10 protein-coding genes are annotated in these 11704 nt (G+C 48.4%); 1 reads left to right on the top strand and 9 read right to left on the bottom strand.

Going from position 1 to position 11704, the window contains the following annotated elements:
* Nucleotides 1-2: 2 nt before the first annotated feature.
* From ABIE50_RS16165 to ABIE50_RS16155, 3 genes are all read right to left on the bottom strand, one after another.
* Entirely contained in the window at nucleotides 3-2138 is a 2136-nt protein-coding gene (locus ABIE50_RS16165) for an alpha-L-fucosidase (RefSeq protein WP_209857219.1), read from the bottom strand.
* 180 nt (nucleotides 2139-2318) lie between these two features.
* Nucleotides 2319-3323, bottom strand: a complete 1005-nt coding sequence (gene tsaD / locus ABIE50_RS16160) for a tRNA (adenosine(37)-N6)-threonylcarbamoyltransferase complex transferase subunit TsaD (RefSeq protein ID WP_209857217.1) — start codon at nucleotides 3321-3323, stop codon at nucleotides 2319-2321.
* A 79-nt stretch (nucleotides 3324-3402) separates the two neighbouring features.
* Complete coding sequence (locus ABIE50_RS16155) at nucleotides 3403-4656, bottom strand: ABC transporter permease (RefSeq protein ID WP_209857215.1); 1254 nt, start codon at nucleotides 4654-4656, stop codon at nucleotides 3403-3405.
* Between the two features lie 102 nt (nucleotides 4657-4758).
* Between ABIE50_RS16155 and ABIE50_RS16150 the strand changes: the two genes are divergently transcribed.
* Nucleotides 4759-6342, top strand: a complete 1584-nt coding sequence (locus ABIE50_RS16150) for a peptide chain release factor 3 (RefSeq protein WP_209857213.1) — start codon at nucleotides 4759-4761, stop codon at nucleotides 6340-6342.
* 519 nt (nucleotides 6343-6861) lie between these two features.
* On the opposite strand, the gene ABIE50_RS16145 is transcribed toward ABIE50_RS16150, so the two are convergent.
* The 6 genes from ABIE50_RS16145 to ABIE50_RS16120 form a co-directional block, all read right to left on the bottom strand.
* Entirely contained in the window at nucleotides 6862-7359 is a 498-nt protein-coding gene (locus tag ABIE50_RS16145; RefSeq protein ID WP_209857211.1) for a DUF6265 family protein, read from the bottom strand.
* Nucleotides 7331-9253, bottom strand: a complete 1923-nt coding sequence (locus ABIE50_RS16140) for a menaquinone biosynthesis decarboxylase (protein ID WP_209857209.1) — start codon at nucleotides 9251-9253, stop codon at nucleotides 7331-7333. Before ABIE50_RS16140 ends, ABIE50_RS16145 begins: the two co-directional genes overlap by 29 nt.
* 104 nt (nucleotides 9254-9357) lie before the next feature.
* On the bottom strand, nucleotides 9358-9690 hold the full coding sequence (locus ABIE50_RS16135; protein WP_209857207.1) for a hypothetical protein: 333 nt from the start codon (nucleotides 9688-9690) through the stop codon (nucleotides 9358-9360).
* A gap of 167 nt (nucleotides 9691-9857) precedes the next feature.
* The gene (locus ABIE50_RS16130) at nucleotides 9858-10100 is read right to left on the bottom strand and encodes a hypothetical protein (RefSeq protein ID WP_209857205.1); all 243 of its coding nucleotides are present in this window, start codon (nucleotides 10098-10100) and stop codon (nucleotides 9858-9860) included.
* Between the two features lie 198 nt (nucleotides 10101-10298).
* Nucleotides 10299-11165 carry a type IX secretion system protein PorG gene (gene porG, locus ABIE50_RS16125; RefSeq protein ID WP_209857203.1) on the bottom strand — a complete coding sequence of 289 codons (867 nt, stop codon included), beginning with the start codon at nucleotides 11163-11165 and terminating at the stop codon, nucleotides 10299-10301.
* A gap of 169 nt (nucleotides 11166-11334) precedes the next feature.
* Nucleotides 11335-11682: a DsrE family protein gene (locus tag ABIE50_RS16120; protein WP_209857201.1), complete on the bottom strand. Its 348-nt coding sequence runs from the start codon at nucleotides 11680-11682 to the stop codon at nucleotides 11335-11337.
* Nucleotides 11683-11704: the final 22 nt, after the last annotated feature.

Raw genomic sequence — 11704 nt, 5'->3', positions numbered from 1 at the left:
CTTTATTTTGAATCTAACACCAGCGCCAGGTTGGGCATCCGTAAATTACGGTGAACAGATACCGGGTTTGCCTCCCTGATCACACAGCTTTCTACTTTACCATTGCCCTTTATATATACTGGCAGCTGCTGTACATATACTACCTGCGGTACATTGCGGTTGATGCCCGCTACTGCCTGTTTTGCAAAGCGGTTATAGTATTTAACCACTAACTGGTTCCTTCCTTCTTTAAGCGATAAGAGCACTGCTTCCGATTGTGTTCCTCCACGTTCGGGATTATTATGTAACACCTGTTCTTCTCCGTTCAGGTATACTGCAATACCATCTCCGCTGTCAAAACCTACCAGGTAATCACCCGCTTTCGGCGCAGTAATTTCCTGCAAGATATAACTGGCTACGCTCCTGCCGGCGGTTAAAGTAATGGGCGCATCATTTTTCCAGTCGCTGTGCAATGTCCATGCAGCGTTGTCTTTATCTGGCCATGGCTGTGCAGGATCAATATTTTTTACGCTGCCATGTGTTCCATCAATGCCGGACCAAAACGGTCCTGCGCTGTACATCGGGCCCCATTGCAGGGAAGCGGCATCATTTTTCAGTGTAGTGGTTACGCCTCCATCCAGCAGTACTTCGCTGCTAACGCCATTCAGCGTGAGGGCAATACGCCGGCCTTTCTCCGCATCACTGTACACCAGTTGCAGGGCTGCCGGCTTCTGTGCAGTAAATGCCCATGATTCACCCACTTCACTACGGTAGTAGCTTTCATAATCAACACCGGAGAAGCTGAATAAAGGCGTGGCATTATGCCTGTTTAAACGGGTGGCATGGCGCAGCAGGTGCATAGGTGTAATATCCACCGCTCCTTTAAAAGCAACAGCCAGTACCGGGATTTCTTTATCGGCCAGTTTAAAATCTGCCGGTAACCGGAGATAGGTGTTATTATCTTTCAGCGAGATTTTTACCGGCACCTTCTTCCCGCTGCCCAGTAATGTAACCTGGCTGATCTTACTGTTCAGTCCGGGCAATATAATAGTGCCCTGTTCTGGTTGCTGCAGTAAATGCAGGTATAATTTCCCGGGCTTCGCGGTTACTTCCCCCCAGGCAAATGTAGTATCAAACGGATTGGCTGAAGCGCCATAAACAGCTTCTCCATTGAGTTTCAGCCAGGCACCATTGAGCAGCAGCACTTCTTTTTCAAAGTCTACAACCGAGCCGTCCCCGCGGGGACCAATATTCAACAGGTAGTTGCCACCCCGGCTTACCACTTTAATCAACCCTTCCAATTTCTCATGTGCCTTATCTGTGGCTTTGCCGTGTTGCTGCCAGCTGCGGTATCCCCATGTTTCATCATATACGGAAGCAGGTGTTTGCCAGGCGGAAGCAATCTTATAATCGGGATATTGATTATCTCCCATTACACAAAAATCACCGGCATCATTACCCAAACGTCCGCTAACCATACAGCCAGGCTGCAGCCGATGCACAATATCTGCCAGGTCGCGGCTCTGCTGCGCGGTAAGCGATCCCATATCAAACCAGATCTCAGATACAGGGCCATAGTTGGTCATCAGTTCCGTTACCTGCTTCTTGTTAAACTCATGATGTTCGGGGGTAACAGGATCGCTGTTGCTGCTTGAGATAGGATATGCCTGCGGAAAATGCCAGTCGATCAATGAAAAATACATCCCGAATTTCAGTCCATGCCGGCGGCATGCATCCGATAATTCCTTCAGCACATCCCGCTTGAAAGGTGTTGCATCCACTACGTTATAATCTGTATAGGCTGTATGGAACATACAAAAGCCATCATGATGTTTGGAAGTCATCACCACCGATTTCATGCCCGCAGCCTTTGCCAGCAGTACTATTGAATCGGCATTCCAATGTTCAGGGTGAAATTGTTTGGCAACATCGCCATACACATCACTATAAATTCCGGCGTGCGACTGTATCTGCTCACTGTATCCCCGGGTAACAGGTTTGCCTTCCCAAACACCGCCCAGCGTAGAATAAATCGCTCCCCAATGGATGAACATGGAATACTTCTGGTTCTTCCACTCCGTCTGGGCCACAGGCGTCTGCGCCAATAATAATTTGCCCATCACAACAAGGCCCAATAAAAAAACAAAGCTTTTCTTCATAGATATGAAACAGTTATAAAAATCCCGTAATCAGCCTAATCATCATAATCCTGAGTCAGACAAAATCCGCATCGCCAAAGGCGAGCATAAAGCTAAACCGATATATGGATGGATGAGAATAGAATTTTAACAATTAGCAGTTCCTTTTTACCGTCCCTTGTTAACGGAATTTAAAAGCGGTTAAAAAGCGGCTCTTGCAGTAGGTACCGCATCCAGTGATGCAAAATCACCTGCCAGGTATTTATAGTGGGCGGTAATCGCAATCATGCCCGCATTGTCTGTACAATATTCAAACTTCGGAATAAAAGTACGCCACTGATGTTTTTGCCCCCACTCCGTCAATGCAGCGCGCAAACCACTGTTGGCGCTTACGCCGCCGGCAATGGCAATATCGCGGATACCTGTTTCTTCCGATGCCTTCAGCACCTTGTTCAGTAATATACTGATGATGCGTTGCTGTATAGAAGCGCAGATATCGGGGAGATTTTGAGAGATAAAAGCCGGATCTTTCTGCTGATTCTCCTGCAAGAAATAGAGAATAGCCGTTTTAAGCCCGCTGAAGCTGAAGTTCAGGTCCGGGATACGTGGCTCGGGGAATTTAAACCGGGCAGGATTACCTGTTTGAGCATACTTATCAATCAACGGGCCGCCGGGATAAGGCAATCCCAATATCTTGGCGCTTTTGTCGAAAGCTTCGCCGGCAGCATCATCCAGTGTTTCGCCAATCACCCGCATACGCAGCGGGCTTTCACATAAAACGATCTGGGTATGGCCTCCGGATACGGTTAAGCATAAAAAAGGGAAATCCGGTTTGGGATCGTCAATCAGGTTAGCCAGCACATGCGCCTGCATATGATGCACGCCTATCAGCGGGATATCCAGCGCCATGGCCATGGACTTGGCGAAGCAGCTGCCCACCAGCAGGGAGCCGATAAGACCGGGCGATTGCGTAAAAGCAATAGCGCTCAGTTCCTCCCGCTTCACGCCCGCGGTTTTCAGGGCAATATCCACCACCGGCACTATATTTTCCTGGTGGGCCCGGGAAGCCAGTTCCGGTACCACGCCTCCGTATTGTTCATGTACTTTCTGGCCTGCAATATGATTGGATAATACCTTTCCATCTACGATCACTGCTGCTCCTGTATCATCGCAGGACGACTCTATAGCTAATATTTTAACCGACATAAGGAACAAAATTAATAAAAAAGGCGGGAAAACCCCGCCTGTACAACAGCCCCGCTGTTGCCGTATTTTTAAGCCCTGCTTAGTTGCTCCGGATGGCCACCACCGGATCCAGCTTACTGGCGGTATAGGCCGGGATAAAGCCCGCCAGCAAGCCTACCAGGGCAGATATGCTCAGCCCGAATATAACAGATCCCGCGGAAAGTACCATCTCGAAAGTACCAGACAGGTTAATAATCACTGTAAGCAGGTATACCAGCAGTAACCCAAATGTTCCCCCCAATAGACAGAGGCTCACCGCTTCCAGCAGGAATTCCATCAGGATAATGCCCCGCCGTGCTCCTATGGCCTTTTTCAACCCGATGATATTGGTCCGTTCCTTTACGGTTACAAACATAATATTGGCAATACCAAAAGCCCCTACAATGAGCGCAAACACAGCAATCAGTCCCCCGCCCATATTAATGGCGGCAAACATAGAGTTCAGGCTGTCGTTGGCCGTACTGATCTCATTCAGCGAAAAATCATCCTCCTCTTTAGGCCTTAACCGGTGACTGGCACGCACTACTCCCCTCAGCTCATCTTTCAGCTGTTCCATGCTCACATTGGGTTTTGCTTTAATAAGGATGTATGGGTCCGCAAAACGGCGTTCATCTACCACGGTGCGGGCAAACCGGTATGGCAGGATGATGGCATTATCATACCCGATCCCGCCGATCATGCTCTCCCCTTTTTTCTTCAGCAGCCCGATGACCTTCACATCCCTGCCGGCTACCTTTACCACTTTGCCCATGGCCGCTTCCGGCGAAGGAAAAAGCCCATCCCATATCGTAAAGCCCAGTATAGCCACATTGGCGCCGCTGTTACTCTCACTGTTGGCAAAAAAACGGCCGTCCAGGATCTGTAAGGTCTGTATCTGGTCAAAGTCATTAGTCACCGCCATCATTGTCACCCCATTCATATAATCATCTCCAAACTCCACTTTCTTATTACCCGATTCAAAGTTGAAGGAAGCAAAACTGGCGCTCTGCACCTTATCCTGGATAGGTTTGAGATCTTTATATTCCGGCTCCGGGCGGTTCATATATTTCCACCAGGGATACTCACCATTGCCTCCCCAGGGCCACTTCTGCATATATACCACATCATCGCCCAGGTCCGCCAGATCCTTCCTGATATTGTGTTCCAGGCTGCCGGTAAGCGTAAATACCGCGATGATGCAAAAGATGCCGATGGTAATCCCAAACAACGATAAAAAAGTGCGCAATTTATTTACCCGCAGCTCCTGCATCGCCATTTTGAAACTATTCCATAATATTTTAAGGGTCGCTATCATATTCCAAATTTAGCGGATTTATCGGCACGGGCAGTGCCAATAAACACGAAATATAGCCGGACAAAAAATTTAGTTACCTTTGCTGCCATTTTTCGGATATATATGAAGTACGCTAACGAAATCAGTAAAAGAAAATCCTTTGCTATCATCGCTCACCCGGATGCCGGTAAAACTACGCTGACAGAGAAATTCCTCCTGTTCGGCGGAGCTATCCAGACAGCCGGTGCGGTGAAGTCCAATAAAATAAAGAAACATACTACTTCGGATTTCATGGAAATTGAAAGACAAAGAGGTATCTCCGTAGCCACTTCCGTAATGACCTTCGAATACCGCGATATCCTGGTGAACCTCCTGGATACCCCCGGTCACAAAGACTTTGCAGAAGATACCTACCGTACGCTTACGGCGGTAGACAGTGTGGTGCTGGTGATCGACTGTGTGAAAGGGGTGGAAGAACAAACAGAAAGACTCATGGAAGTATGCCGCATGCGCGATACGCCTGTGATCATCTTCGTGAACAAAATGGACCGCGACGGTAAATATCCCTTCGATCTCCTGGATGAACTGGAAGAAAAACTCAACATCCGCGTAAGGCCCCTCAGCTGGCCTATTAACATGGGCAGCGACTTTAAAGGCGTTTACAACCTGTACGATAAAAGCCTGGTATCTTTCTTACCCAATAAGAAAGCTACCGATGAAGATGTAGTGCCGCTCACAGATCTCAGCAGCAGCTACATCGACGAGCACTTCAATGAAAAAGATGCCGCCCAGCTGCGTGGCGATGTAGAGCTGATCGAAGGCGTGTACGACGCTTTTAACCGGGAAGATTACCTGGCCGGTAAACTGGCCCCCGTATTCTTCGGCAGCGCTGTAAATAATTTTGGGGTGAAAGACCTGCTCGATACCTTTGTGGACATCGCTCCCATTCCGCGTAACCGCACTGCCACCACGCGTGAAATAGACGTGAACGAAGATAAATTCAGCGGGTTTATATTTAAGATCCATGCCAACCTCGATCCCCGCCACCGCGACCGTATCGCTTTCCTTCGTGTTTGCTCCGGCAAATTTGAAAGGAACAAATTCTATCATCATGTTCGTTTAGACAAGGACGTTAGGTTCAGTAACCCTTACAGCTTCCTTGCCCGTGAAAAGAACGTGGTAGATGATGCTTTCCCTGGCGATGTAGTGGGCCTGTTCGACACCGGTAACTTCAAGATCGGTGATACCCTTACGGAAGGTGAAAACTTTTACATCACCGGCATTCCAAGCTTTTCGCCTGAACTGTTCAAGGAACTGGTGAATAAAGACCCGCTGAAAACCAAACAACTGGAAAAAGGTATCCGCCAGCTTACAGATGAAGGCGTGGCGCAGCTCTTTACCCAGCACGGCGGCAACCGCAAAATCATTGGCTGCGTGGGCGACCTCCAGTTTGAAGTGATCCAGTACCGCCTGCTCCAGGAATATGGCGCCGCCTGCCAGTTCAATACCCTGCCTTTCTACAAGGCCTGCTGGCTCACCGGTCCTAAAAACAAGATTGAAGAATTCATTCGCTTTAAATCCTCCAATATCGTGGAAGATAAAGACGGCCACCTCGTATACCTGGCCCAATCGGAATGGTACTTGAATACAGAGCGCACCAATAACCCGGAGATCCAGTTCAACTTTACTTCGGAGATCCACAAATAGCGAGCGCCTTCGGCGCTTTTAAATTGTCTTGGTTCAGGATTAGGCTGATTAGGCTGATTACACTGATTTTCCTGCGTTTTGCACCAAATATTTTCTAGGGAGATAGAAGCGAATTTATTTGCTGCTGTCTCCCTTATTTTTTTATCTCCCAAAAAATTCAAAACAAAACGCAGGAAAATCAGTGTAATCAGCCTAATCAGCCTAATCCTGAACCAAGACAATTTCCGCGCCGAAGGCGCATCCAAAATCTTCTCCCCCAAAAAACCAAAACAAAACACAGGAAAATCAGTGTAATCAGCCTAATCAGCCTAATCCTGAGCCAAGACAATTTCCGCGCCGAAGGCGCGCACAAAAAAGCCGCTTCCTGTGAACAGGCGCGGCATTACTTGTACGACCAACTCAAATTATTGCTTTATTGAGAATATCTTGGTGCTGTGTATCGTGTGTCATACAAAAATAGGCACAGCTATCCGCTCCGCTCTCTCGAAGCGGGAAAATGATTTACGCAATCGGGAATCTTTAATCCCGGGAAATAGAATACTGGAAGATGTATTCCTCTATAGTGCCATCCCGTACGCCTTCTACGCGTGCATCCAGGTGCCTGGCATCTTTAAAGCGATAAGTGATCTTTTTGGGGAAATCGTTGTTCAGGTCTTCTGCTACAAAACCAATTGGTTTTAATACCCGTAACCGGAGATGTATGGTAGCGGGTTTATCCTGTCCTTCATAAGCCGGGATATAAAAGATGTCGGCGCCTCTTCGTACCAGCTGCATGGATTGCTGCAACGCGCTGTCCGTTCCCACTACCCGCCAGGTTTTCCCTGTCCAGGTAGAGTCGTTGCTCCGGCTCCATGTTTCCACGATGGTGCTTTTACGGGTATTCATCTTCCAGGTGCCTTCCAGTTTATCCAGGAAGCGGAAATCGGCAGGGCTCACCTGGCCGGCAGTTCGCAGGCTGCCAGCCAGTAAAAGGATCAGCAGCAGGTAACTACTGTTGTACCACCGCTTCTTCGCCATAGATCTGCTGTTTATATTTAAGAGAAGGAGAAGTAAGTAAAGGCCCCATGCCCAGTTCAGGCCATTTGGTATCCACTTTCCGGATAGTGGCATCGTCCGCAACAATGATATTGGGCCAGTCGCGCTCAAAATTGTCCAGCAGCCTGGTTTTGAGGGTACCGTCCATACCAATGCCACCTACATACCTGCCGGGTTCAGCGCTTGGTACGCGAACTATAAAGCTGTCGCGCTTAGGGTCCAGGTTATTGCAGAAACGCCATAATGCGGAGGCAAGGTCGCTCACATCTACCGTATGCTCCACGAAGAGGATCATTTTAATACCGGCGAGTGCGGGCAGCGTATACAGCTGTTCATTCAGTTCCCGTACATGCGAAGGGCGGGCTTTTTCTACCGCTACCAGTATACAGGAAATATCCAGCTGGAGCAGGGAAGCATTAATGCCTTTTATTTCGGGGAACTGCTGCATGATCGCCGCCGTGTCTATCTGACGGGGTGCAGGAACTGTTACAAAAGCTGTATCCTGCTCCTCTTCATATTTACGGGTACCGTCTATACACATTTTACCGCCAAAGCCCATTTTGGAGCAGGAATGATCCAGTACATCCATTGGGCCCTGGCTCAGGTATATGTCGGTAGCAGGATTCAGGTGTTGGAAGACATATTGCGCCAGCTGTTTGTAATCATTGATCTTTGTGCCATCGTCTGTTACTACCAGGATCTTGTTAAACATCATCTGGCCTGCGCCCCACATGGCATTCATTACCTTCTGTGCCTGGCCTGCATAGTCTTTTTTGATCTGTGCAATCACCAGGTTATGGAACACGCCTTCCACCGGCATTTCCATGTCAATGATTTCAGGTACCAGCGTCATTTTAATAGGCGCCAGGAAAATACGTTCGGTAGCTTTACCTATCCAGGCGTCTTCCTGTGGCGGAATGCCTACTATCGTTGACGGGTATACGGCGTCTTTGCGATGTGTGATAGCCGTTACATGAAACCGTGGGTACCAGTCGGCCAGTGAATAATAGCCTGTATGATCCCCAAAAGGTCCTTCCCATATGAGGTCTTCAGCAGGTTCCACATAACCTTCAATCACAAAATCGGCATCTGCCGGTACTTCTATTTCCGGTTGGGTGATACATTTTACCAGTTCTACTTTCTTTTTACGGAGAAAGCCTGCCAGCATATATTCATCCACATTTTCAGGGAGCGGCGCAGTAGCGGAGTAGGTATAAACAGGATCCCCGCCCAGTACTACGGCAACGGGCATACGCTTATTCAGCTTCTTGTATTCCATGAAGTGCTTGGCAGATACTTTGTGTTTATGCCAGTGCATACCGGTCATATCTTTTTCAAATACCTGCATCCGGTACATTCCTACGTTACGGGTGCCGGTAAGAGGATCTTTGGTATGGATCACGGGAAGCGTGATGAATGGGCCTCCGTCTTTAGGCCAGCAGGTAAGCACCGGTAGTTTGCTGAGATCGGGATCGGCCATTATCACTTCCTGGCAACTGCCTTTACCGCTTACCACTTTGGGCATCCAGGAGGCAAATTGTCCGAGTTTTGGCAACAGGGCCAGTTTATCGAGTATACTTTCCTTGGGTTTGGATAATAATTTAAAGAGATTTTCAATTTCACCGGCTACATCATCCAGTTCATTCACGCCCAGCGCCAGGCACATACGGCGGTAGCTGCCCATAGAGTTGATCAATACGGGGAAACCGGTACCGGTATTTTCAAACAGCAGGGCTTTGCCTCCGTCTGGCGATTTGCTCACCCTGTCGGTGATTTCAGCGATTTCCAGTTTAGGGTCCACATAAGTTTTTATGCGTACCAGTTCTCCTGCCTGTTCCAGCGTATCTATAAAATGTCTGAGATGTTTATATGCCATGTTGAATCTTATTACCAATCAACAAAAGTAACCATCCCGCACCGCAATAAAAAATGCCCCCCATTTAAAAACGGGAGGCATCTCATTTATTCCATTTTCAGTTATCAGTTCACTATGGTAACACCTGCGTGGAATACGGCTCTTGGCCTGGACGGATAGTAGCGTACCGGAGGCGGTACCGGTACCGGAACAGGTACTACAGCCGGATAATACGCAGGCCTTGCATATACCACCCGTGGCCGGCGGTAGCAATCATCGTATCGATCGTATCTGTCGCGTACATACACTCTCCTTGGGCGCTCGCATCTTTCCCAGCGGTCATTATCCCAACGGTCATGTCCACGTCCGTGTCCATATCCATGGCCGCGTCCCCTTTGTGCATACGTGGTGAGCACAGTGCCGCCAATAAGCAGCATCAACAGCAGTACTTTTTTCATTTTTTTTGGTTTTTAGTTCAAGATCGGTTGGCAAATAAAAGTTGTGGTGTGTTATTCATTTTCAGCCCGTATACCGGGTAAAGGGCGCATCGGCAACAGCATAAACGGATCCGGGATACTCGATAAAAGTATATCTGCGAGGCTTATGCCTTTTTTTATAATGCTTTTTATAATGATGCGGTGGATGCGGCGGAGCCGGTGGCCGGTGATGCGGAGGCCTTGGCGGCCTGGGCAGCCCTGGTGGCAAAGGCGGCGCCGGTGGATGTGGTAAATGTGCCGGTGCCGGAGGCCTTGGCGGCAGTGGCGGTGCGGGCGGCCGATGCTGGGCGGAAACGCTCATGGCACCTGTTATCAACATCACGGAAGCTATATTTAAAAACTTCTTCATGGCACTTCGTTTTCGTTAGCAAAACAGGCAGTGGCGCACCAACTTATTTTTGCGGGCTGTTGTTTCATTACTCTCTCCGCGATTTGTGATACTGCGATCCGCCATAAGCTGGTGGCTGCATTATACCTGTTTGAACTCATAAATTCAACAACTATGCCAATAAAAAAATCCCGGCGTATGCCGGGATTTATGCTATCGTTAAAGCATGAGTATTAATTGATTATGGCCTCAGTATAGGGCAGCGGGTAGCCTTCGGTTTTCCCCAGCCGCTGCCACCACCCAAACGGTAGGTAATGGTAAAGCCGGAAAAGGCATACCAGTCTTTATGTTTATCGGAACCACGTATAGTCCCATCCGCAGGATAGGTTCCAGGCGTCGCTTTGCCGGTCACTTCATCACCACGGTAAGCCATGTCCACCGATTTCTGGCCACGGTAAGTGAGCAACGTGTTCTGGTCTACATAATTAGTGCTCAGGTCATCCAGGTAATCCGTGGTAGTAGGACGAAGCCCTATTTCAAATCCAAGTGTCCATTTTTCATTGATATTGGCCTTTATACCGGCTCCAAAAGGGAAAGAGAAGGAAAACAGGTCGTAAGGCTGCCTGGTGGGGTATTGAGGTAATCCCTGCCCTTCGGTACCCAGGGGCCGAAGCCTTACCCGGTTACCCGACTGGTCTTTCGCTGTAGGATCAAAGCCGAAACCTCCCACACCTACAAATACATAAGGCGTAAATCCTTTTTCATCCAGGTCAAAAAAGTTGATCTCGCCAATCAGGCTACCTTCAAATACGTTTGAGCGGAAACTCAGGTTGCGGGCCAGCAGGTCTTTGTTTGTATTTGTGCTGTCGGCTCCTGTGGCAATTCCCCAGGTAAAGGCGGCACGGATAGTAAAGTAACGGTTAATGTCTTTTCTCACCAGCAGTCCCAGTGCAGGCCGGGTATATTTCATATCCACCCGTTGCTGGGTAAGATCCCCGCTGTAGTTGGAAATACCTGCAAAAGCGCCGACATGCCAGTCCTGCGCAAAGGTAAAAAAGGGAACTGCCATGAATAACAACAGTATTCCGGTAGATTTGGAGAATTTCAATGTATTTAAGTTTAAGAGGTTAGTCCTATTTAATCGTGCATCCATTTAACGTTATTACCACAATTTTTATTTGGTGCCTCCCCCTCAAACTTTCTGCTGCATTCCTGGCACAACTACTTTAAAAATGTAAAAATAAACTAATAAACCAATTAACTAATAAACAATTAAACTAACATCTTATATAAGCCCATCCCTGGTGCTGCCTTTCCACCAGGTGCGCTATGGCCGCAGGTACTACTTCCACAAAGGGAAACAGCTGCTGTACTGTCAGCTGCTGGCTTTTCAGGGTATTGCTGCAAATAAGGAAACGGACGGACCGCTCATGCAAAGCGGTTACTTTTTCAGGGAAAGGATGCCCTTCTGCCAGCAGCAGATTCCAGGCGTGACCATGCACTACCACCTCCACGGCTATACGTGCTTCACGTTCGCCGGTATAATTAAGCAGATTATTGAGTTGCCCCAGCATAGATAACTGGGCATGCTGCTCTCCGGATGTGATCTGAAAAACTACCTGCATGCCGGCAAACCTAACTAAATAT

This window comes from Chitinophaga sp. OAE865 (assembly GCF_040546735.1).
Taxonomy (GTDB): Bacteria; Bacteroidota; Bacteroidia; order Chitinophagales; family Chitinophagaceae; genus Chitinophaga; species Chitinophaga polysaccharea_A.
The sequence above is the reverse complement of the archived record's forward strand: the minus strand, read 5'-3'. Positions and strand labels throughout refer to the sequence as shown.

Bases quoted from the DNA above. Each gene is read 5' to 3' on its own strand.
- ABIE50_RS16150 (WP_209857213.1), top strand. From the start codon at position 4,759: ATGAAGTACGCTAACGAAATCAGTAAAAGAAAATCCTTTGCTATCATC.
- ABIE50_RS16135 (WP_209857207.1), bottom strand. From the start codon at position 9,690: ATGAAAAAAGTACTGCTGTTGATGCTGCTTATTGGCGGCACTGTGCTC.
- ABIE50_RS16145 (WP_209857211.1), bottom strand. From the start codon at position 7,359: ATGGCGAAGAAGCGGTGGTACAACAGTAGTTACCTGCTGCTGATCCTT.
- ABIE50_RS16120 (WP_209857201.1), bottom strand. From the start codon at position 11,682: ATGCAGGTAGTTTTTCAGATCACATCCGGAGAGCAGCATGCCCAGTTA.
- ABIE50_RS16165 (WP_209857219.1), bottom strand. From the start codon at position 2,138: ATGAAGAAAAGCTTTGTTTTTTTATTGGGCCTTGTTGTGATGGGCAAA.
- ABIE50_RS16155 (WP_209857215.1), bottom strand. From the start codon at position 4,656: ATGATAGCGACCCTTAAAATATTATGGAATAGTTTCAAAATGGCGATG.
- ABIE50_RS16140 (WP_209857209.1), bottom strand. From the start codon at position 9,253: ATGGCATATAAACATCTCAGACATTTTATAGATACGCTGGAACAGGCA.
- tsaD (WP_209857217.1), bottom strand. From the start codon at position 3,323: ATGTCGGTTAAAATATTAGCTATAGAGTCGTCCTGCGATGATACAGGA.